The sequence below is a fragment of the Bradyrhizobium sp. DOA9 genome (genome assembly GCF_000617845.2).
GTDB lineage: Bacteria > Pseudomonadota > Alphaproteobacteria > Rhizobiales > Xanthobacteraceae > Bradyrhizobium.
Window position 1 is genome coordinate 1,805,565 of sequence record NZ_DF820425.1, and the last position, 19,693, is coordinate 1,825,257.

General features: G+C 65.5%; 23 protein-coding genes. 15 read left to right on the plus strand and 8 right to left on the minus strand.

What is annotated here, in order from left to right:
• Position 1: 1 nt before the first annotated feature.
• From lepB to BDOA9_RS08300, 3 genes are all read right to left on the minus strand, one after another.
• The gene (gene lepB / locus BDOA9_RS08290) at positions 2-781 is read right to left on the minus strand and encodes a signal peptidase I (RefSeq protein WP_025033477.1); all 780 of its coding nucleotides are present in this window, start codon (positions 779-781) and stop codon (positions 2-4) included.
• Positions 778-2,205 (minus strand): metalloprotease TldD, encoded by a 1,428-nt coding sequence (tldD, locus tag BDOA9_RS08295; RefSeq protein ID WP_025033478.1) that lies wholly within the window; start codon positions 2,203-2,205, stop codon positions 778-780. The genes lepB and tldD overlap by 4 nt, the downstream gene beginning before the upstream one ends.
• 112 nt (positions 2,206-2,317) lie before the next feature.
• Complete coding sequence (locus tag BDOA9_RS08300; RefSeq protein ID WP_025033479.1) at positions 2,318-2,851, minus strand: invasion associated locus B family protein; 534 nt, start codon at positions 2,849-2,851, stop codon at positions 2,318-2,320.
• A gap of 458 nt (positions 2,852-3,309) precedes the next feature.
• Here BDOA9_RS08300 and coxB point away from each other — a divergent pair, with 458 nt between their 5' ends.
• The 9 genes from coxB to BDOA9_RS08345 all read left to right on the plus strand — a co-directional run bounded on the left by coxB (position 3,310) and on the right by BDOA9_RS08345 (position 10,516).
• Complete coding sequence (gene coxB, locus BDOA9_RS08305; RefSeq protein ID WP_025033480.1) at positions 3,310-4,164, plus strand: cytochrome c oxidase subunit II; 855 nt, start codon at positions 3,310-3,312, stop codon at positions 4,162-4,164.
• Between the two features lie 85 nt (positions 4,165-4,249).
• The gene (gene ctaD, locus BDOA9_RS08310) at positions 4,250-5,875 is read left to right on the plus strand and encodes a cytochrome c oxidase subunit I (protein ID WP_025033481.1); all 1,626 of its coding nucleotides are present in this window, start codon (positions 4,250-4,252) and stop codon (positions 5,873-5,875) included.
• Positions 5,876-5,936: 61 nt separating this feature from the next.
• Positions 5,937-6,881 (plus strand): heme o synthase, encoded by a 945-nt coding sequence (locus tag BDOA9_RS08315; protein ID WP_025033482.1) that lies wholly within the window; start codon positions 5,937-5,939, stop codon positions 6,879-6,881.
• Positions 6,878-7,054 (plus strand): hypothetical protein, encoded by a 177-nt coding sequence (locus tag BDOA9_RS08320; protein WP_025033483.1) that lies wholly within the window; start codon positions 6,878-6,880, stop codon positions 7,052-7,054. The genes BDOA9_RS08315 and BDOA9_RS08320 overlap by 4 nt, the downstream gene beginning before the upstream one ends.
• Positions 7,055-7,059: 5 nt before the next feature.
• On the plus strand, positions 7,060-7,713 hold the full coding sequence (locus BDOA9_RS08325; protein ID WP_025033484.1) for a cytochrome c oxidase assembly protein: 654 nt from the start codon (positions 7,060-7,062) through the stop codon (positions 7,711-7,713).
• A gap of 78 nt (positions 7,714-7,791) precedes the next feature.
• On the plus strand, positions 7,792-8,688 hold the full coding sequence (locus tag BDOA9_RS08330) for a cytochrome c oxidase subunit 3 (protein WP_025033485.1): 897 nt from the start codon (positions 7,792-7,794) through the stop codon (positions 8,686-8,688).
• 97 nt (positions 8,689-8,785) lie between these two features.
• Complete coding sequence (locus tag BDOA9_RS08335) at positions 8,786-9,187, plus strand: DUF983 domain-containing protein (protein WP_025033486.1); 402 nt, start codon at positions 8,786-8,788, stop codon at positions 9,185-9,187.
• Entirely contained in the window at positions 9,184-9,936 is a 753-nt protein-coding gene (locus BDOA9_RS08340) for an SURF1 family protein (protein ID WP_025033487.1), read from the plus strand. The genes BDOA9_RS08335 and BDOA9_RS08340 overlap by 4 nt, the downstream gene beginning before the upstream one ends.
• Before the next feature lie 214 nt (positions 9,937-10,150).
• Positions 10,151-10,516 (plus strand): nuclear transport factor 2 family protein, encoded by a 366-nt coding sequence (locus BDOA9_RS08345; protein ID WP_025033488.1) that lies wholly within the window; start codon positions 10,151-10,153, stop codon positions 10,514-10,516.
• Between the two features lies 1 nt (position 10,517).
• Here BDOA9_RS08345 and BDOA9_RS08350 read toward each other — a convergent pair whose 3' ends face one another.
• A complete protein-coding gene (locus BDOA9_RS08350; RefSeq protein ID WP_025033489.1) occupies positions 10,518-11,858 on the minus strand; it encodes an ATP-binding protein in 1,341 nt (446 codons plus the stop codon).
• Positions 11,859-11,943: 85 nt separating this feature from the next.
• Here BDOA9_RS08350 and BDOA9_RS08355 point away from each other — a divergent pair, with 85 nt between their 5' ends.
• The 6 genes from BDOA9_RS08355 to BDOA9_RS08380 all read left to right on the plus strand — a co-directional run bounded on the left by BDOA9_RS08355 (position 11,944) and on the right by BDOA9_RS08380 (position 17,246).
• Positions 11,944-12,588 carry a response regulator transcription factor gene (locus BDOA9_RS08355; RefSeq protein WP_025033490.1) on the plus strand — a complete coding sequence of 215 codons (645 nt, stop codon included), beginning with the start codon at positions 11,944-11,946 and terminating at the stop codon, positions 12,586-12,588.
• Between the two features lie 81 nt (positions 12,589-12,669).
• Positions 12,670-12,858, plus strand: coding sequence for a hypothetical protein (locus BDOA9_RS08360; protein ID WP_025033491.1), 189 nt, complete (start codon positions 12,670-12,672; stop codon positions 12,856-12,858).
• 267 nt (positions 12,859-13,125) lie between these two features.
• Positions 13,126-14,544: a threonine synthase gene (gene thrC, locus BDOA9_RS08365; protein WP_025033492.1), complete on the plus strand. Its 1,419-nt coding sequence runs from the start codon at positions 13,126-13,128 to the stop codon at positions 14,542-14,544.
• Positions 14,541-15,830, plus strand: coding sequence for a M16 family metallopeptidase (locus BDOA9_RS08370; protein WP_025033493.1), 1,290 nt, complete (start codon positions 14,541-14,543; stop codon positions 15,828-15,830). Before thrC ends, BDOA9_RS08370 begins: the two co-directional genes overlap by 4 nt.
• 57 nt (positions 15,831-15,887) lie before the next feature.
• Positions 15,888-16,475 (plus strand): GNAT family N-acetyltransferase, encoded by a 588-nt coding sequence (locus BDOA9_RS08375; RefSeq protein ID WP_025033494.1) that lies wholly within the window; start codon positions 15,888-15,890, stop codon positions 16,473-16,475.
• Positions 16,476-16,595: 120 nt separating this feature from the next.
• A complete protein-coding gene (locus BDOA9_RS08380; RefSeq protein ID WP_025033495.1) occupies positions 16,596-17,246 on the plus strand; it encodes a hypothetical protein in 651 nt (216 codons plus the stop codon).
• 202 nt (positions 17,247-17,448) lie between these two features.
• On the opposite strand, the gene gspM is transcribed toward BDOA9_RS08380, so the two are convergent.
• The 4 genes from gspM to BDOA9_RS08400 all read right to left on the minus strand — a co-directional run bounded on the left by gspM (position 17,449) and on the right by BDOA9_RS08400 (position 19,599).
• Positions 17,449-17,934 carry a type II secretion system protein GspM gene (gene gspM / locus BDOA9_RS08385; RefSeq protein ID WP_025033496.1) on the minus strand — a complete coding sequence of 162 codons (486 nt, stop codon included), beginning with the start codon at positions 17,932-17,934 and terminating at the stop codon, positions 17,449-17,451.
• A 6-nt stretch (positions 17,935-17,940) separates the two neighbouring features.
• Positions 17,941-18,507 carry a F0F1 ATP synthase subunit B gene (locus tag BDOA9_RS08390; protein ID WP_025033497.1) on the minus strand — a complete coding sequence of 189 codons (567 nt, stop codon included), beginning with the start codon at positions 18,505-18,507 and terminating at the stop codon, positions 17,941-17,943.
• A gap of 61 nt (positions 18,508-18,568) precedes the next feature.
• Positions 18,569-18,796 (minus strand): F0F1 ATP synthase subunit C, encoded by a 228-nt coding sequence (locus BDOA9_RS08395; protein WP_018643436.1) that lies wholly within the window; start codon positions 18,794-18,796, stop codon positions 18,569-18,571.
• A 53-nt stretch (positions 18,797-18,849) separates the two neighbouring features.
• A complete protein-coding gene (locus BDOA9_RS08400; RefSeq protein ID WP_025033498.1) occupies positions 18,850-19,599 on the minus strand; it encodes a F0F1 ATP synthase subunit A in 750 nt (249 codons plus the stop codon).
• Positions 19,600-19,693 lie beyond the last annotated feature (94 nt).

A 19,693-nucleotide genomic window follows, 5' to 3' on the forward strand; every position in this document is an offset into this window, starting at 1 on the left:
ATCAATGCACGGCGGTGAAGAACCGCGCCAGCCTGAAGCCGGACAGCCAGGTCCACACCGGCTGGCTGCGCATGCCGAGATCCCAGGAGCCGACCACTGCGTCTGCACGGCCGATCAGATTGTCGATCGGCAACAGGCCGACGCCGCCGGAGCGCAGCGGCACGCGGCTGTCGGCGGAATTGTCGCGGTTGTCGCCGAGCACGAACAGATGCCCGGCCGGCACCGTCACCTCCGGCGTGTTGTCGAGCGGACCGCTGTCGCGCATCTTGAAGATCAGATGCGAGACGCCGTTCGGCAGCGTCTCGACATAGCGATAGGCGGGCTCGCTGCCGCCATGGTCGTCCTCGGCGGCGCCGACGCCATCGGGCTTCAGCTCGGCGGGGCGGTCGTTGATGAAGAGCTGGCCCTGCCGCATCTGGATGCGGTCGCCGGGCAGGCCCACGACGCGCTTGACCCAGGCCTGCGAGCGATCGCCGGGCCAGCGGAACACGACGACGTCGCCGAGCTTCGGCGTCTCCGCGAAGACACGGCCGCTCTCGGGCAGGCTGATCTGAATCGGCAGCGACGAGGTGCCGTAGCCATAGGGGAACTTCGAGGCGAGCAGCGCATCGCCGATCAATAGCGTCGGCTCCATCGATCCCGACGGCACGTAGAACGGCTCGGCGAGCGCGCCCTTGGCGATGAAGACGGCGGCGACGATGCCGGCGAGCTGCACGAGCTGGCCACCCCAGCCGCTGCTTTTGCGCTTGGGGGGGGCGGTGATCTTGTCTTCCACGCTCATGCGCCCGTTCCACCCACCGTGATGCGCTCCATCAGCAGCGACGGCTGGCCGACGCCGACAGGCACGCCCTGGCCGTTCTTGCCGCAAGTGCCGATACCGGTATCGAGCGCGAGGTCGTTGCCGATCATGCGGATGCGGTGCAGGTCGGTCGGCCCGTTGCCGATCAGCATGGCGCCCTTCAGCGGCGCCCCGATCTTGCCGTTCTCGATCTTGTAGGCCTCGGTGCACTGGAACACGTATTTGCCCGAGGTGATGTCGACCTGGCCGCCGCCGAAATTCGCGGCGAACACGCCGTTCTTCACCGAGGCGAGGATTTCGGCCGGATCGCGGTAGCCCGCGAGCATGTAGGTGTTGGTCATGCGCGGCATCGGCACATGGGCATAACCCTGGCGGCGGCCATTGCCGGTCGGCTTCATGTTCATCAGCCGTGCGTTCTGGCGGTCCTGCATGTAGCCGACCAGGATGCCGTCTTCGATCAGCACGGTGCGGTTGGTCGGCGTGCCCTCGTCGTCGATCGATAGCGAGCCACGCCTTGAGGCGATCGTGCCGTCGTCGACCACGTTGACGCCCTTGGCCGCGACCTGCTGGCCCATCAGGCCCGCGAACGCCGACGTCTTTTTGCGGTTGAAGTCGCCCTCGAGGCCATGGCCGACCGCTTCATGCAGCATCACGCCGGGCCACCCGGCCCCGAGCACGACGTCCATTTCGCCGGCGGGGGCGGGGATCGATTCCAGATTGACCAGCGCCTCGCGCAACGCGCCGTCGGCGGCATCGCGCCAGTTCTTGCTTTCGATGAATTCGGCATAGCCGGCGCGGCCGCCATAGCCCTTGCTGCCGCTCTCCTGGCGGTCGCCCTGGCCGGCGACGACGGAGATGTTGACGCGTACCAGCGGGCGGATGTCGCGATAGCTCTCGCCGTCGGGCCGCAGGATCTCGACGACCTGCCAGGTCGCGCCAAGGCTGACGCTGACCTGCCGCACCCGCGGATCCTTGTCGCGCAGATAGGCGTCGATCTCGGCGAGCAGTTTGACTTTGGTCTCGAAGCCCGGCGCATCCAGCGGATTGTCGTCGCCATAGAGGCGGACATTGGTGTGCGGCGGCGGGGCGGCAAAGCTGCCGGAATAGCCGCCGCGCACGGCGGCCACGGCATCGGCGGCGCGAATCAGCGCCGGCAGCGACACGTCGGAGGAATGCGCATAGCCGACCGCATCGTCCTTGACCGCGCGCAGGCCAAAGCCCTGCGAGGTGTCGTAGGTCGCCTGCTTCAGCCGCCCATTGTCGAACATCAGCGCTTCGGTCTGGCTGTATTCCAGGAACAGTTCGCCGTCGTCAGCGCCGGAAAGCCCGCGCGCGACCTCGCTGCGAACCTGGTCGCGGTCGAGATTGGCACGGTCGAGCAGGGAGGTCGTGGCAGGATTGGTCATGCGTCCGTCCATTAGCGGAAGATGTGGGGCAAGATAATGGTTTCGGGCCGGTTCCGCGAGGGCGCGAGGCCTCACATTACGGAAACAAAAGGATTGGCAACGCTAGCCGCGCCTACGGCAGCTTGTCGTACCCCTCACCCAGCCCGTTCAGGCTGAGCGGGAAGCCGATGCCCTCTTCCGGCGTCTCGAAGATGATGAAGGTCGCGGTCTTGGCGCTGCGGAGCTGGCCGAGCAGCTTGTCCTCCAGGACGACCTCGGCGACGCAGCCGTTGGGCAGGCAGCGGACGAAGCCGGCGCGGCCGACGTCCTGGTTGTCGAGCTTGAGCCCGAGGCCGGAGGGCAACAGGACCCCGAGCGGGGCGACCACGCGCATCAGGCGGCTCTTCTGGTCGGCGGTCTTGAGCACGATCACGGTCAGGCCGGCATTGGAGCGGTCTTCCGCCACCACGCTCTGGATCAGGGCGCATTGCTCGGTCTGGGCGCCGGGCGGGGTGTCGCAGCGGATCTGCCAGTCGCCATGGACGGAGCGCACCGCGCCCTGCGCATGGGCGAGCCCCGGAAGTGCCATGAGGACGATCGCAGCCACGAGGGCGCCGAGCGCCGGAACGCCGTTCGCCGGCCTTGCCATCGATCTCGAAAGCCCCATCGGGTCGGTCCCTCTGCTCGCCTGGGTTGCTCGCGCTTGGCGGACGGATCTGGCGGACTGATACGGAAATGACGGCGTCTTGAAGGCGATTCCCAAGCAAATTCCGCGCCGCCCACGCCGCCATGGCCCGCACGAATCAGGTTCTTGCGCGGCTGTCTGCCAGTGCCTACCGCGGGCAATTCCGCTGTCAAGCCGCAGCGGTGCGGGAAACGGTATTTTTGTCTGATCTTGCTGGGAAATATCTTGCCGGTGATCGCTGACAGACGGGGCTCAAGACTGCATTGCGATAGATCAAGAATTATGGTTTGAGAGGCTTGATTTCGCGTTCTAGCGATCTGGCCCCAATCCTCTTAGAGGTATTCTTGCGTGGCGGTTTGTCGGACTGGCGGATCGAATAAGCGTTTCCCGGAAACAGGGGAATGCACTTGGGGTGATTTCGGATGGGGAGCGCGAACGACATGAGGATGTCGATGGGTCGGGTGGGCCGGCAGTTGCTGGGATTGGCCACCATCGCCTTGGTGGCGGCTGGGATCACGCTGGCGACGGGTGGTGCGGCATTGGCCGAGCTCGGGCAGCCGGCGCCGTGGGAGTGGACGCTCCAGCAGTCCGGTTCCCCGGTGATGGACAACATCGTCTGGTTCCACAACTTCCTGTTCGTGCTGATCACCCTGATCACGCTGTTCGTCCTGGCGCTGCTCGTGATCGTGGTCGTCAAATTCAACGCGAAGGCCAATCCGGTGCCGTCGCGGACCACTCACAACACGCTGATCGAGGTGGCTTGGACGCTCGTTCCGGTGCTGATCCTGGTCGGCATCTCGGTGCCCTCGTTCCGGCTTCTGTTCCTGGAGCTCGACATTCCGAAGGCGGACCTCACCGTGAAGGCGACCGGCAAGCAGTGGTACTGGTCCTATGCCTATCCGGATAACGGCAAGTTCGAGTTCGATTCGCTGATGGCGCAGGACAAGCAGCCTCGCCTGCTCGGCGTCGACAACGAAATGGTGGTGCCGGTCAACAAGGTGATTCGCGTCCAGACCACGGGCGCGGACGTCATCCATGCGTTCGCGCTGCCGGCTTTCGGCGTCAAGATCGATGCCATTCCCGGCCGCCTGAACGAGACCTGGTTCAAGGCCACCAAGACCGGCATGTACTACGGTCAGTGCTCGGAGCTGTGCGGCAAGGACCACGCCTTCATGCCGATCGCGATTCGCGTGGTGAGCGACCAGGAGTTCGCCTCCTGGGTCGAGACGGCGAAGAAGAAGTTTGCGAGCGGCGGCACCAGCACCTACGCCTCCGCGGCCGGCCCGACGCAGTAAGCGCCGGGTGACGGCCTGAGGAACTGAAAGCGATAAAGGGCGGGACCTCCAAAGGTCCGAACGGGACGCAAGGCAGGATTTGAAAATGGCAACGAGCGCAGCGGCACACGGCGATCACGCGCAAGCCCACGGACATGACGAGCACGCCCATCCGACCGGATGGCGGCGCTACGTCTATTCGACCAACCACAAGGACATCGGCACGATGTACCTGGTCTTCGCAGTCATTGCCGGCATCATCGGTGCGGCAATGTCGATCGCGATCCGGGCCGAGCTGATGTATCCGGGCGTGCAGGTCTTCCACGAGGCGCACACCTACAACGTCTTCGTGACCTCGCACGGCCTGATCATGATCTTCTTCATGGTCATGCCCGCGATGATCGGCGGGTTCGGCAACTGGTTCGTGCCGCTGATGATCGGCGCGCCCGACATGGCGTTCCCGCGCATGAACAACATCTCGTTCTGGTTGCTGCCGGCCTCCTTCGCGCTGCTCTTGATGTCGACCTTCGTCGAGGGCGAACCGGGCTCCAACGGCGTCGGTGCGGGTTGGACCATCTACGCGCCGTTGTCGACCTCCGGACATCCGGGGCCGGCCGTCGACTTCGCGATCCTGTCGCTGCATCTGGCGGGCGCCTCGTCGATCCTCGGCGCCATCAACTTCATCACCACGATCTTCAACATGCGCGCGCCCGGCATGACCCTGCACAAGATGCCGTTGTTCGTGTGGTCGATCCTGGTGACGGTGTTCCTGCTGCTGCTGTCGCTGCCTGTGCTCGCCGGTGCGATCACCATGCTGCTCACCGACCGCAATTTCGGCACGACCTTCTTCGCGCCCGACGGCGGCGGCGACCCCGTGCTGTTCCAGCATCTGTTCTGGTTCTTCGGCCACCCCGAGGTCTACATCCTGATCCTGCCCGGCTTCGGCATGATCAGCCAGATCGTCTCGACCTTCTCGCGCAAGCCGGTGTTCGGCTATCTCGGCATGGCCTACGCGATGGTCGCGATCGGCGGCATCGGCTTCGTGGTGTGGGCGCACCACATGTACACGGTCGGCATGTCGTCGGCGACGCAGGCCTATTTCGTCGCCGCGACGATGGTCATCGCGGTTCCGACCGGCGTGAAGATCTTCTCGTGGATCGCGACCATGTGGGGCGGCTCGATCGAGTTCCGCGCCCCGATGATCTGGGCGGTGGGCTTCATCTTCCTGTTCACGGTCGGCGGCGTCACCGGTGTCGTGCTGGCGAACGCGGGCGTCGATCGCGTGCTCCAGGAGACCTACTACGTCGTCGCGCACTTCCACTACGTGCTGTCGCTCGGGGCGGTGTTCGCGATCTTCGCCGGCTGGTACTACTGGTTCCCGAAGATGTCGGGCTACATGTACAATGAGTGGCTGGCCAAGCTGCACTTCTGGGTCACCTTCGTCGGCGTCAACCTGGTGTTCTTCCCGCAGCACTTCCTCGGCCTGTCGGGCATGCCGCGCCGCTACATCGACTATCCCGATGCCTTCGCGGGCTGGAACCTTGTCTCGTCGTTCGGCTCCTACATCTCCGGTTTCGGCGTGCTGATCTTCCTGTACTGCGTGCTCGACGCGTACATGAAGAAGGTGCCGGCGGGCGACAATCCGTGGGGCGCCGGCGCGACCACGCTGGAGTGGACGCTGTCCTCGCCGCCGCCCTTCCACCAGTTCGAAGTGCTGCCCCGCGTGCAGTAAGCAATCCTCCGCGGCGCCCGTGACGGGCGCCGCGGCGCTGTAACGAAGCGAGTCAATCTAAGTGTCCGTCCTCGACCACAACGCCATCGACATCAATCCCCGCATCTCCGAAGCGGAGGTTGGCGACTATCTCGCGCTGCTCAAGCCGCGCGTCATGTCGCTGGTGATCTTCACCGCGCTGGTCGGGATGGCGATGGCGCCCGGGCATTTCCACCCCGTGCTGGCGATCACCTCGCTGCTCTGCATCGCGGTCGGCGCCGGCGCCTCCGGGGCGCTCAACATGGCGCTCGAAGGCGACATCGATTCCAAGATGTCGCGCACGGCGAACCGGCCGATCCCGCGCGGCCGCATCACCCGCCCTGAAGCGACGGCGTTCGGAATGACGCTCGCCTTCTTCTCGGTGATGACGCTCGGCATCCTCGTCAACTGGGTCGCGGGCGCGCTGCTCGCCTTCACCATCTTCTTCTACGTCGTGATCTACACGATGGGCCTGAAGCGCTGGACCGCGCAGAACATCGTGATCGGCGGCGCCGCCGGCGCGCTGCCGCCGGTGGTGGCCTGGGCCGCCGTCACGGGCACGGTCGACGTCGAGCCGCTGCTGCTGTTCGCCATCATCTTCTTCTGGACTCCGCCGCATTTCTGGGCGCTGGCGCTGTTCCGCTCCGACGACTATGCGCGCGCCGGCATCCCGATGCTGCCCAACGTCGCCGGTCCCGACGCGACGCGTCTGCAGATCCTGCTCTACACCATCGTGCTGATCGCTGTCGCCGCCGCGCCCTGGGCGCTCGGCTATTTCGATGCCGTCTACGGCGTGGTCTCGCTGATCCTCGGTGCCGGCATGCTGGTGCTCGCCATCAACGTCTATCTCCGCCGCGAGCGCAGCCAATCGCTGCGCGCGACGCGCAAGCTGTTCGCCTTCTCGATCCTGTATCTGTTCGCGCTGTTTGCGACCCTGCTGGCCGAGGTCGTGTATCGGGCGCTTGCTCCGATGGTCGGGGGCGCATGATCACCGCGATGGCCGACAAACGCGAGCCAGAAGGAATCGTCCTCACCGAGGCGCAGCGGAAGAGCCGTCGTCAGCGCTCCGTCGCCATCGCCCTGGCGCTCGGCGTGCTCGTCGTGCTGTTCTTCGCCGTCACCTTGGTCAAAGGGCCGGCAGTGCTAGTGCGGCCGATGTAGCAAACATGAACCACGAGCCGACCATATCGCAGGACGTCAGCGCCAGGCCGGGCCATCGCGAGCCGGGCAAAGCCCGCGGGCTGGGTCGCGATGTGGTGGTTGCCTCGATCTGCGGCGCTGTGGTCGCGCTGATGGTCGGCGCCTCCTACGCGGCGGTGCCGTTCTACAACTGGTTCTGCCGTGCCACCGGCTTCAACGGCACGACGCAAGTGGCGACCTCCGCGCCGGCCACGGGGCCGATCGCGCGCAAGATCTCGGTGCGCTTCGATTCCAACGTCGCGCCCGGCCTGCCCTGGAAGTTCGAGCCGGAGCAAAGCGAGATCGAGGTCAATATCGGCGAGGTCGTGACGGTCTTCTACACCGTCACCAACCAGGCGGCGCGCGCCACTGCGGGGCAGGCAGCCTACAACGTCGCGCCCCTGACGGTCGGCGCCTATTTCCAGAAGATCAACTGCTTCTGCTTCACCGAGCAGACCATGGCGCCCGGTGAGAAGCGCGAGATGCCGGTCGTGTTCTACGTCGATCCGTCGATCGCCGAGGACCGCGAGAACGACGGGCTGAACACGATCACGCTGTCCTACACGTTCTATCCGGTGAAGGATCCGGTGGTGAAACCGCTGGCATCGGGCGAGGCGGACAAGCGCAAGGGAAATCTTTGACCGCAGGGCTCACGCTCAAGCGGCCATACACAAGGGGATAAGTGCCTGACAGGCACGGGATTGAGGAGAGAGACGGAAATGGCCACGGCGCACACCAAGCATCACGACTATCATCTGGTCGATCCCTCTCCCTGGCCGGCGGTCGGCTCGCTCTCGGCCTTCATCATGGCGGTCGGCGCGATCGCCTGGATGCACCACATGTTCTCCGCGGCGCCGATCGTGTTCGGCGTCGGCACCGTGGGCGTGCTCTACACCATGGCGAGCTGGTGGGGCGACGTGATCAAGGAAGCCCAGTACAAGGGCGACCATACCCGCGTCGTGCAGCTGCATCACCGCTACGGCATGATCCTGTTCATCGCCTCCGAGGTGATGTTCTTCGTCGCCTGGTTCTGGGCCTATTTCAACGCGGCGCTGTTCCCGGCCGATGCCGTCCACGCCACCCGTGACGCCGTGTTCGGCTGCGGCCTCGGCACGCAGGCCGGCGCCTGCGCGGTCCCCGGCACCTGGCCGCCGAAGGGCATCGAGACCTTCGATCCCTGGCATCTGCCCCTGCTGAACACGCTGATCCTGCTGACGTCAGGCACCACGGTGACCTGGGCGCACCATGCGCTGCTCGAGAACGATCGCCAGGGCCTGAAATACGGCCTGATCCTCACTGTCGTGCTCGGCGCGCTGTTCACCTGCGTGCAGGCCTATGAATACAGCCACGCGGCGTTCTCCTTCGCCGGCAACGTCTACGGCGCGACGTTCTTCATGGCGACCGGCTTCCACGGCTTCCACGTGCTGGTCGGCACCGTCTTCCTGCTGGTCTGCCTGGTCCGCGCCTATGCCGGCCACTTCACGCCGAAGCAGCATCTCGGCTTCGAATTCGCCGCCTGGTACTGGCACTTCGTCGACGTGGTCTGGCTGTTCCTGTTCCTCTGCATCTACGTCTGGGGACGCGGCGCCGAGACCATGGCCAGCGCCGCGCACTGAGCCGTATCGAACCGACCAGGAGGGGCGGCCGCGGGGCCGCCCTTTCGTTTTCCGGCCGCCCGAGGTTTCGTCGGAAACTGTGATAGAGTCCGCCCTCATGAACGACAGTGCCGGCACGCCCCAATCCGAAACCACCGTCCTGCAAAGCGCGCTGCGCGGGCTGGCCTGCAGATGTCCGCGCTGTGGCCGGGGCAAGCTGTACGCGGGCTTTCTGACGCTCGCGCCCGCCTGCGACAATTGCGGGCTCGACTATTCCTTCATCGATAGCGGCGACGGCCCGGCGATCTTCATCATCATGCTGGCCGGCGGCATCGTTGTCGCGTGCGCACTCATCGTCGAGGTCAAGTACCAGCCGCCATATTGGCTGCATGCCGTGCTCTGGCTGCCGCTGATCCTCGCCACCACGCTGTTGCCGCTGCGCTCGATGAAGTCGCTGCTAATCGCGCTGCAATTCCACCACAAGGCGGCGCCGGGCCGGTTGGTCGATCGCGCGAAATGACCGTGCCTGCACGCAAGGCCCGCGTGACCGGCTTCGCGCTGTTCACGCTGTTCCTGACGGCCGTGTTCGTCGCACTCGGTGTCTGGCAGCTGCAGCGCCGCACAGCCAAGCACGCGCTGATCGCGGCGCTCACCGAGCGGCTTGCCGCGGCGCCCGTCGCGCTGCCGCCTCCTGCGCAATGGGCCGCGCTCAATCCTGCCCGCGACGAATTCCGCCGCGTCCGCTTCACCGCGACCTACGCGGCCCTGCCCGATGCAATGGTCTATTCCTCCGGCTCGGCGGTTCGCAAGGACGCCTCCGGCCCGGGCACCTGGGCGTTCCTGCCGGCACGGCTTCCCGGCGGCGAGATGCTCGTGATCGACGCCGGCTTCGTCGAGAACACGATGCAGGACCGCGACGTCGAGGATCGCGCGGTGAAGAAGCTGGTCACGGGCGAGCCGGTGTCGTTCACCGGCTATCTGCGCTTTCCAGAAGGCTCGAGCTGGCTGACTCCGGCGGAGAATCGCGGCAAGCGGCTCTGGTTCGTGCGCGATCATCTGGCAATCGCAAGCGCGCTTCATTGGGGTGCGGTTGCGCCGTTCTATGTCGATCTCGAGCAGCCCGCGCCGGCGAACGGCATTCCGCGTCCAGGGCCGCTCGTGGTGAATCTCAAGGACGACCATCTGCAGTATGCAATCACCTGGTTCACGCTTGCAGGCGCCGTGCTGATCGCCTTCGTCGTGTGGGCAAGAGGCCGGTGGCAGCGCTGAGCTCGGAGGGGCATGATCCGGAAAAGGTGTCGCGGTTTTCCGAAGATCATGCTCAGACAATAGTCTAAAGCGCGATCACGATTCATCCTGAACGCATCGCGCTTTGGAGGTCCCTCGAGGAAACCCGGTATCGCCCGGGGTTTATTATTCAGCCGATATTCACGAGTGTGGTCCTAAGCCGGCCGGTATTGTCCGCGGCAGACAGGATTGCGACGTGAGCGATTTCGATCAGATGGGAATTATCGTCGACTGGGTGGATGCCTGCCGTAAGGGTGACATCGCAGCCCTGCTCGACCTCTATGCCGACGACGCGCAGCTCGAATGCACGTGCGAGGGCGCGCGGCGCTATCGCGGCCGGAGCGAGATCGAGGCCTATTGGCAGCCGCGGCTCAGCGCCTTTTCGTTGGCAGGGTTCGGGCTGGAAGAGATCCATCCCGCGCCCCACGGCGTCCACCTCGAATATTCCGTCGCCGGCGCGCTGCGCATTCAGGCCTCGTTCGGCTTCAGCCCGGATGGCAAGATCCGCACCACGCTGTGCGAGCCGGCGCTACAGAATGCGCATGATGGCTGCGCCTGCTGAATTAGCCCGGTGATGGAACGTCCCGCGTCGTCTCCGCCGGAAGGCGGCAGCGCACGTAGGTTCGCTCGTCCACACGCAACAGCGATAGCGATCCGCTGAGCGCGCGCACGCGCTCATGCATGCCGGTCAGGCCCCGGCCGAAGACATTGTCCGCAGGAAAACCGCCACCGTCATCGGAGACCTCGACGACGAGCGTCTTGTCGGCGACCGTCGCCTGCACATGGGCGTTGCCGGCGTTGGCATGTCGCAGCACGTTGGTCAGTGCCTCCTGGATCACCCGATAGACGGTCTGCGCCAGCGGCCCGCCGATCCCGCTGAGATCGGGATCGATCGCGTCCGTCAGGACGATATGAGGGGCCTGCTTGCGAAAATTCCGGAGCAGCGTCTGCACGCTGCTCGAAAGGCCGACTTCCTCGATATAGAGCGGTCGCAGCTGATCGAGAATGCGGCGGTTGGTCTGCTGCAGTGCCTCGACCGATTTCAGCAGGTCCTGTGCCGAATTGCCGAGATGTCCCATGGGCTGGGAGGCCTCGCTCAGCGCGATCGTGCCGGCGCGGATACTGAACAGCAGCGGGCCGAGCTCGTCATGCAGTTCGCGGGCGAGATCGCGCCGCTCGTCATCCTGGAGCGACACCAGGCGGTGCATCAGATCGCGATTGTCCTGGCTCAAACGCGCCAGCGTTGCAGCCAGCGCATTCGCCTCCTCGCAGCTTTGCCGGATTTCCGGCGGGCCCCTGACCGGTATAGGCCTGGTGTAGTCGCCCCGCCTCATTCGCGCGAGGCCCTCGCCGAGATCCTGCAGGGGGCGCAGCACAGATCCCGACAAGGCGTGGGCACTCGTGCCGATAAGAATCATGAGCGCGGCGAGCAGGCCGGCGAGCGCGAGAAGGCCAATCCATTTCTCGAACGGATCGGCCGACATGCCCTGCGGAAACACGATGTCGCCGACATGTCTGCCGTCGATCGTCACCGGAAAGGCCGTGTCCATGTGGGGACCGGCGAGAAGGTCGATGTACCCTTGGGTCAGGCCATGCGGCTTGCGCAGGTCGTCCTTCGCTGGCGAGGGGGGACCTGCTTCCACAGCGCGGAATTGGATGGCCGAGGAGGTATCCAACGAACGGACAAAGGCGTCGAGGGTCCGTCGTGGATTGTCCGACGCGCCCAAGGCGTGGTTGAGCGCGGCGGCGACCGCTTCGATCGAACGCCTTCGCGGTTCGTTCTCCTCCGTCAATTTGCCCGTCGCGAAAACCTGGAGCAGTATGCCAGCCAGGATCAGCGCCGCGAGAAAGCCGGCGCCGAGCGGAAGGAATAATTGCGTTCGGAACGAAAGTCGGTGCCACATTGGGGCAATTCTAACGCGCATGGACGGAATTTGCTCTTTCCATTTATTCCCGCCGGACTATGGTCGAAAAACAAGAGAGTACGTAATGCAAGATACCGCCAAGCTGGCGACAAGGGTCCTGATCGTCGACGACCATCCCGTGGTGCTGTCCGGCTGCCGCACCCTGTTCGCGTCCGACCAATCGATCCGCATTGACGAGGCCAGCGACGCCAAATCCGGGCATCGTGCCTTTGTCAGCAAGCGGCCCGACGTCACCGTCATCGACATCATCCTGCCCGACGTCTCCGGCTTCGAGCTAATGCGACGCATCCGCAAGGACGATCCCGACGCCAAGATCATCATGTTCAGCATGAACGACGACCCGGCCCTCGTGCTGCGGGCGGTCGAGCTTGGGGCGCAGGGCTTTGTTTCCAAGGGCGACGACCCCAGGATCCTGCTGAAAGCCGTGCGCAAGGTGGTCGCGGGCGACAATTTCATCTCACCGCAGCTTGCGGAAGCCGTGACCTTCTCGGGCGCGGCGATCAAGGCCAACCCGGCTTCGCAGATGACGCCCCGGGAGCTCGAGATTCTCCGCTTGCTCGGACGCGGCGACAAGATCGTCGAGGTCGCCGAGGCGCTCGGGATCTCTTACAAGACGGTCGCCAACACCACGTCGCTGCTCAAGCAGAAGCTTGGCGCCAAGAACCATTCCGACCTGATCCGGATTGCCGTGGAAATCGGGATGACCTGACCGTCGCCAGCGACCGAACCGGCTGCTCCAGGATGCAGCGGTTCGGCCGACGGATCGGCGCCGCCGTTGGCCGGGCAATGCATGGACAACAGGCTGGCACCCATCCGCCGACACAATGGGCCGAGGCTGTATTCGTTCCCACGGTTCAATCGGGAAAAAGCGGAATTCATCGCCGAGGCTGCTGTGGCCGCACAGGCCGAGACGGAGCCGGGCCGGGAAAAACAGGAACATTTTCCAGGCCTGCGGGTTTTGGCCTTGACGATTGCGTGACAGGCGACGAAAGCTTGCCGGAACAGTTTTGAGGGGCGACGACCCCGACGAAGCAAACCGGTCTGCACACAACGACAGGCCTTCCAAGAGAAGGGCTGCGGCAATGCCGCAGCCCTTTTTCATTGGATGAGGGGAAGGGCGGAAGCGGTTTCCCGATGCCGCAAAACACTCTATGGTGGCGCAAAGCCGCTGGCTCTTGGAAAGTAATTACGTAAAATCAAAGGCTTAAGGATCGAGCTTCGGCCCGGCCGGCCTTTGGAGGGCAGTTTGACTCGTTATATCTCGACCCGGGGCGAAGCCCCCGAACTCGGCTTTTGCGACGTGATGCTGACCGGGCTCGCCCGCGACGGCGGCCTGTATGTGCCGGCGGTGTGGCCACAGCTTCCGAGCGAGACGATCGCCGGCTTCTTCGGCCGCCCCTATTGGGAGGTCGCGGTCGACGTGATTCGTCCCTTCGCCGGCGGCGAGATTTCCGACGCCGAGCTCGGGCGCATGGCGAACGAGGCCTACGCCACCTTCCGCCATCCTGCGGTGGTGCCGCTGCGCCAGATGTCGCCGCACCAGTTCGTGCTGGAGCTGTTCCACGGTCCGACGCTCGCCTTCAAGGACGTGGCGATGCAGCTGATCTCGCGGCTGATGGACCATGTGCTCGAAAAGCGCGGCCAGCGCACCACCATCGTGGTCGCGACGTCAGGCGATACCGGCGGTGCCGCGGTCGAAGCTTTTGCGGGGCTCGAGAACGTCGATCTCATCGTGCTGTTTCCGCATGGCCGCATCTCCGAGGTGCAGCGGCGGATGATGACGACGACGGGCGCGGCCAACGTCCATGCGCTCGCCATCGAGGGTACCTTCGACGACTGCCAGGCGCTCGTGAAGGGGATGTTCAACAACCACCGCTTCCGCGATGCGACCTCGCTCTCCGGCGTCAATTCGATCAACTGGGCGCGCATCGTCGCCCAGGTGGTCTACTATTTCACCTCCGCCGTCGCGGTCGGCGCGCCGGCGCGCGCGGTCGATTTCGTCGTTCCGACCGGCAATTTCGGCGATATCTTCGCCGGCTACGTCGCCAAGCGCATGGGGCTGCCGGTGCGCACCCTGCGCATCGCCGCCAACGTCAACGACATTCTGGCGCGCACGCTGAAGACCGGCATCTACGAGGTGCGCGAGGTGCACGCGACGGCATCGCCGTCAATGGACATCCAGATCTCCTCGAACTTCGAACGGCTGCTGTTCGAGGCCGGCCGGCGCGATGCCGTCGGCGTTCGCCGCTTGATGGAGTCCTTGAAGCAGTCCGGGCGCTTCGTGCTGCCCGATGCGACGCTCGCCGCGATTCGCGAGGAGTTCGATGCCGGGCGCGCCGACGAGACCGAGACTGCAGCTGCGATCCGCGCCGCCTGGCGCGAAGCCGGCGAGCTGGTCGATCCCCATACCGCCGTGGCGCTCGCGGTCGCGGACCGCGACACCACCGATACGAGGGTGCCGAGCATCGTGCTCTCGACCGCGCATCCGGCCAAATTCCCCGACGCCGTCGAGGCGGCCTGCGGCCAGCGGCCGCAATTGCCGGCCTGGCTCGACGGCCTGATGACCAAATCCGAACACATGAGGGTGATGAAGAACGATCAGGCCGAGGTCGAGCGGTTCGTGCTGTCCGCCAGCCGCGCCGCAAAGCAGGGAGTTGCCGGATGAGCGTCGAGATGTCCAAGCTTGCCTCCGGCCTCACCGTCGTCACCGACGAGATGCCCCACCTCGAGACGGCGGCACTCGGCGTCTGGGCCGGCGTCGGCGGACGCGACGAGAAGCCCAACGAGCACGGCATCTCGCATCTGTTGGAGCACATGGCGTTCAAGGGCACGACCAAGCGCTCCTCGCGCGAGATCGTCGAGGAGATCGAGGCGGTCGGCGGCGACCTCAATGCCGGCACCTCGACCGAGACCACGTCCTATTATGCGCGGGTGCTGAAGGCCGACGTGCCGCTCGCGCTCGACGTGCTCGCCGACATCCTCGCCAATCCCGCCTTCGAGCCCGACGAGCTGGAGCGCGAGAAGAACGTCATCGTGCAGGAGATCGGCGCCGCGCAGGACACCCCCGACGACGTCGTTTTCGAGCATCTGAACGAGCTCTGCTATCCCGACCAGCCGATGGGCCGCTCGCTGCTCGGCACCGCCAAGACGCTGCGCGCCTTCAACCGCGACATGCTGCGCGGCTACCTTTCGACGCATTATCGCGGGCCCGACATGGTGGTGGCGGCGGCCGGCGCGGTCAACCACGCCCAGGTCGTTGCCGAGGTCGAAAAGCGTTTTGCGAGCTTCGAGGGGACGCCGGGTCCGAAGCCGCAGGCCGCCATGTTCGGCAAGGGCGGCACCAAGGTGGTGCATCGCGAGCTCGAGCAGGCGCATCTGACGCTGGCGCTCGAAGGCGTGCCCCAGAACGATCTGTCGCTGTTCTCGCTCCAGGTCTTCACCAACATCCTCGGCGGCGGAATGTCGTCGCGCCTGTTCCAGGAGGTGCGCGAGAAGCGCGGCCTCTGCTACTCCATCTACACCTTCCACGCACCCTACAGTGACACCGGCTTTTTCGGCCTCTACACCGGCACCGATCCCGCCGACGCTCCGGAGATGATGGAGGTGGTGGTCGACATCATGAACGATTCGGTGGAGACGCTGACCGAGGCCGAGATCGCCCGGGCCAAGGCGCAGATGAAGGCGGGTCTCTTGATGGCGCTGGAGAGCTGCTCCTCCCGCGCCGAGCAGCTCGCCCGGCATGTGCTGGCCTATGGGCGGCCGCAGACGGTGCAGGAGCTGGTCGCCCGGATCGACGCCGTCAGCATCGAATCGACGCGGGACGCGGCCCGTGCGCTGCTGTCGCGCAGCCGGCCAGCGGTTGTCGCATTGGGCAGTGGCAGGGGTCTGGACACGGCGGTGTCTTTTGCGGAAGGATTGACCCGGGCTCGCGCCAAAGCTCGGCTACACTAAAGGCGCGGCTGGTTTAGGAGCCGCGCGCGGGCTGCCTCGCCCCCGGGAAGCATCACCATGGCCCTCTTTCGCCTGCCATCCAGTGGACCCGCCGCCCTCGCGCCGCGCGGCAACGGGCTGCTCCTGCGCGCGCCGCAAATGTCGGACTTCCTGCAATGGGCGCATTTGCGCGAGACCAGCCGCGACTATCTCACGCCTTGGGAGCCGATCTGGCCGTCCGACGATCTCACCCGGTCCGGCTTCCGCCGCCGCCTGCGCCGCTATTCCGAGGACATCGCCGCGGACCGCTCCTATCCCTTTCTGATCTTCCGTGAGCTCGACGGTGCCCTGGTCGGCGGCATCACGCTCGCCAATGTCCGGCGTGGCATCGTGCAGGCCGGCACCATCGGCTATTGGGTCGGCCAGCCCTATGCCCATCGCGGCTACATGACGGCCGCGCTGCGGGTGCTGCTGCCGACGCTGTTCGGTGAGCTCAACCTGCACCGGGTCGAGGCCGCCTGCATCCCCACCAATGCGCCGTCGATCCGGGTGCTCGAGAAGTGCGGCTTCTCGCGCGAGGGGCTGGCGCGCCGCTATCTCTGCATCAACGGGGTCTGGCAGGATCACCTGCTGTTCGGCCTGCTGCACGAGGATTTCCGCGGCTGAGCGGCCATCTCGTGCGGCCGCGGCCTCCCCTTTACTGCCTTGGGTTCGCCGATTTTGGCGATATAACCGCATGCCCCGGCCGGCGATCGGCCGGGCCATTGTCATGGAGTACGGGCGTCGATGGTGCAGGAGCTTTGGTCATCGCGGAATGCGTTGCGGCTGGGAACGGGGATCGCGCTGGCGTTCTCGGTTGCGCTGGCGTCAGTCACGCCGGTGGCGGCGCAGTCGCTGACCGACCGCTTCAAGAGCCTGTTCGGCGGCAAGTCCGACGAGCCGGCCGAACCGAAGCCGGCGCCTGCGCCCGGGCAGCCGGCCGAAGACGATCTCGATTGCCCGCAGGTCACGGTGCGCGCGGGGGCCTCGACCTACGCGGTCGGCGCCAGCGGCAAGCCGGCCGTCGGCAATGACATCCGCTTCCAGGCCTCGATCACCAAGATGGCGCGCGAATGCTCGCGCAGCAGCGCTGGCATCACAGCCCGGATCGGCATCCAGGGCCGCGTCATCGCCGGCCCCGCCGGGGCGCCTGCCTCCGTCGAGGTGCCGCTGCGCATCGCCGTCGTGGAAGGCGGCGTCGGCGAGAAGGTGATCGCCTCGAAGGCCTACCGGACCACGGTGGCGATGTCGGAAGGTGGCAGCGTGCCCTTCACCTTCGTCGCCGAGGATCTGGCCTATCCGACGCCGGCGCCCGCGGTCGCCGATAACTACATTTTCTATGTCGGCTTCGACCCCCAGGCGCTCTCGCCGGAGCCGAAGGGGCGGAAGAAGAAGTAGGTGATATCTCGTGCCCCGGACGCAGCGCAGTGCTCCTTCAGCGCTGTGCTGCAGAGCCGGGGCCCAGAGCTGCGGATGTATGGGTCCCGGCTCCGCGTCGCGCCATTGCATGCCGCGCCGCGTCCGGGACACGGGGGCCTTTCAGCCAACAAAAAAGCCGGCGCTCATCGCGCCGGCTTTTCGATTGGTAAAGGCAAATCCCTCAGTTCAGCTTCTGCCGGACTTCGCTGATGCCCTTGGCGAGCAGGTCGTCGGCGACCTGGCCCCTGACCGATTGCGACAGGATCGTGGAGGCGGCCTGGACGGCGGCTTCCGCGGCTGCGGCGCGGACGTCGGCCAGTGCCTGGGCCTCGGCCAGCGCGATCTTGCTCTCCGCGGTCTTGGTGCGGCGGGCGACGAAGTCTTCCATCTTCGCCTTGGCGTCGGCGGCGATGCGCTCGGCTTCGGCCCTGGCGTTGGCGATGATGTCGGCGGCCTCGCGCTCGGCCGTGGCACTGCGCGCCTTGTAGTCGGCGAGCACCTTGGCCGCCTCCTGCTTGAGGCGCGCGGCGTCGTCGAGCTCGGCCTTGATGCGGGCGGCGCGATGATCGAGCGCGGTCATCGCCGACTTGAACACGCCGAGATAGCCGAACACGACCATCAGGATCACGAAGGCGACGGCGACCCAGGTTTCAGGATTGAAGAACATCTGCGGCTAACCCTTCAAGGACGCATCGACGGCGGCATTGACCGAGGCGGCATCCGGAACGACCCCGGTGAGCTGCTGCACGATCTGGCCTGCCGCGTCGGCCGCGATGCCGCGGACGTTGCTCATCGCGGCCGTGCGGGTCGAGGCGATGGTCTTCTCTGCCTCGGCGAGCTTGGCCGCCAGTTGCTCTTCCAGCGCCTTGCGTTCGGCGTCCGCCTGCGCATTCGCCTTGTCGCGGGATTCGTTGCCGATCGCCTGCGCCCGCGAACGCGCCGACGCGAGCTCGCCTTCATAGGCCTTCAGCGCCGCCTCGGACTGGTCCTTCAGCTTCTGCGCTTCGGCGAGGTCGCCCTCGATCTTGTTCTGGCGTGCTTCGATCGCACCGCCGACCTTCGGCAGAGCGAGCTTGGACACGATGACGTAAAGCAGGACGAAGAAGATCGCGAGCGACACCAGCTGCGAAGCAAAGGTGCTGCTCTCGAACGGCGGGAAGCCGCCGCTGTGATGACCGCCATCGGCTTCGGTGTGGGCACCCGCCGCCGGTCCTTTTGCCCCGCCATGACTCTCGGCCATGGAGTACTCCTGTTGCTGTCACGCGCCGCTTCGGATGAAGCGGCGCGAAGAAGTCGTTCCTTTAGAAAACGAACAGCAGAAGCAGCGCGATCAGCAGCGAGAAGATGCCGAGCGCTTCGGTCACGGCGAAGCCGAAGATCAGGTTGCCGAACTGGCCCTGAGCGGCCGAGGGGTTGCGGACGGCTGCGGCGAGGTAGTTGCCGAAGATCACGCCCACGCCGACGCCCGCACCGCCCATGCCGATGCACGCGATGCCCGCGCCGATAAGTTTTGCTGCTGCCGGATCCATTTTAGACTCCTTGGAAGAAAGATTGGGTTGTGGGTGGAAATTCCCCGGACCGCTCAGTGTCCCGGATGAATGGCGTCGTTGAGGTAAATGACGGTCAGGATCGCAAACACATAGGCTTGCAGGAACGCGACCAGGATCTCGAGCGCGTACAGCGCGACCGTGAGCGCCAGCGGCAGCACGCCTCCGACCCAGCCGATGGCGCCGAGCGAGAAGCCCAGCATGGCGACGAAGCCCGCGAACACCTTCAGCGCGATGTGGCCGGCCAGCATGTTGGCGAACAGACGAATGCTGTGCGAGACCGGCCGCAGGAAGAACGACAGGACCTCGATGAACATGACCAGCGGCAGGATGTAGCCGGGAACGCCGTGGGGAACGAAGATCTTGAAGAATTTCAGGCCATTCTTGGCGAGGCCGTAGATCAGGACGGTGAAGAACACCACCAGCGCGAGAGCCACGGTGACGATCAGGTGGCTCGCAACCGTGAAGGTGTAGGGGATGATGCCGACCAGGTTCGAGACGCAGATGAACATGAACAGCGAGAAGATCAGCGGGAAGAACTTCATGCCTTCCGCGCCGGCGTTGCCGCGGATCGTGGCCGCAATGAACTCGTAGGAGATCTCGGCGACCGACTGCAGGCGCCCGGGAACCAGCTGCGAGCCGCTGGCAAGCATCAGGAGCGAGATGATCGCGACCGCGATCAGCATGTAGAGCGACGAATTGGTGAAGGCGATCGTGTGATTGCCGATATGGCCCAGGGTGAAGAGAGGCTCGATGTTGAACTGGTGGATCGGATCGATTTTCATCGGCGCGGCATCTCTTGGTCTGCCGGGCAATGCCGGCGGGTCTCGGTCTGCCGGCCGGGCCGGCCCGTACCGGCGAGGCCGGCACGATCATTCC

Bases quoted from the DNA above. Each gene is read 5' to 3' on its own strand.
- lepB (WP_025033477.1), bottom strand. From the start codon at position 781: ATGAGCGTGGAAGACAAGATCACCGCCCCCCCCAAGCGCAAAAGCAGC.
- tldD (WP_025033478.1), bottom strand. From the start codon at position 2,205: ATGACCAATCCTGCCACGACCTCCCTGCTCGACCGTGCCAATCTCGAC.
- BDOA9_RS08300 (WP_025033479.1), bottom strand. From the start codon at position 2,851: ATGGGGCTTTCGAGATCGATGGCAAGGCCGGCGAACGGCGTTCCGGCG.
- coxB (WP_025033480.1), top strand. From the start codon at position 3,310: ATGAGGATGTCGATGGGTCGGGTGGGCCGGCAGTTGCTGGGATTGGCC.
- ctaD (WP_025033481.1), top strand. From the start codon at position 4,250: ATGGCAACGAGCGCAGCGGCACACGGCGATCACGCGCAAGCCCACGGA.
- BDOA9_RS08320 (WP_025033483.1), top strand. From the start codon at position 6,878: ATGATCACCGCGATGGCCGACAAACGCGAGCCAGAAGGAATCGTCCTC.
- BDOA9_RS08325 (WP_025033484.1), top strand. From the start codon at position 7,060: ATGAACCACGAGCCGACCATATCGCAGGACGTCAGCGCCAGGCCGGGC.
- BDOA9_RS08330 (WP_025033485.1), top strand. From the start codon at position 7,792: ATGGCCACGGCGCACACCAAGCATCACGACTATCATCTGGTCGATCCC.
- BDOA9_RS08335 (WP_025033486.1), top strand. From the start codon at position 8,786: ATGAACGACAGTGCCGGCACGCCCCAATCCGAAACCACCGTCCTGCAA.
- BDOA9_RS08340 (WP_025033487.1), top strand. From the start codon at position 9,184: ATGACCGTGCCTGCACGCAAGGCCCGCGTGACCGGCTTCGCGCTGTTC.
- BDOA9_RS08350 (WP_025033489.1), bottom strand. From the start codon at position 11,858: ATGTGGCACCGACTTTCGTTCCGAACGCAATTATTCCTTCCGCTCGGC.
- BDOA9_RS08355 (WP_025033490.1), top strand. From the start codon at position 11,944: ATGCAAGATACCGCCAAGCTGGCGACAAGGGTCCTGATCGTCGACGAC.
- BDOA9_RS08360 (WP_025033491.1), top strand. From the start codon at position 12,670: ATGGACAACAGGCTGGCACCCATCCGCCGACACAATGGGCCGAGGCTG.
- BDOA9_RS08370 (WP_025033493.1), top strand. From the start codon at position 14,541: ATGAGCGTCGAGATGTCCAAGCTTGCCTCCGGCCTCACCGTCGTCACC.
- BDOA9_RS08375 (WP_025033494.1), top strand. From the start codon at position 15,888: ATGGCCCTCTTTCGCCTGCCATCCAGTGGACCCGCCGCCCTCGCGCCG.
- BDOA9_RS08380 (WP_025033495.1), top strand. From the start codon at position 16,596: ATGGTGCAGGAGCTTTGGTCATCGCGGAATGCGTTGCGGCTGGGAACG.
- gspM (WP_025033496.1), bottom strand. From the start codon at position 17,934: ATGTTCTTCAATCCTGAAACCTGGGTCGCCGTCGCCTTCGTGATCCTG.
- BDOA9_RS08390 (WP_025033497.1), bottom strand. From the start codon at position 18,507: ATGGCCGAGAGTCATGGCGGGGCAAAAGGACCGGCGGCGGGTGCCCAC.
- BDOA9_RS08395 (WP_018643436.1), bottom strand. From the start codon at position 18,796: ATGGATCCGGCAGCAGCAAAACTTATCGGCGCGGGCATCGCGTGCATC.
- BDOA9_RS08400 (WP_025033498.1), bottom strand. From the start codon at position 19,599: ATGAAAATCGATCCGATCCACCAGTTCAACATCGAGCCTCTCTTCACC.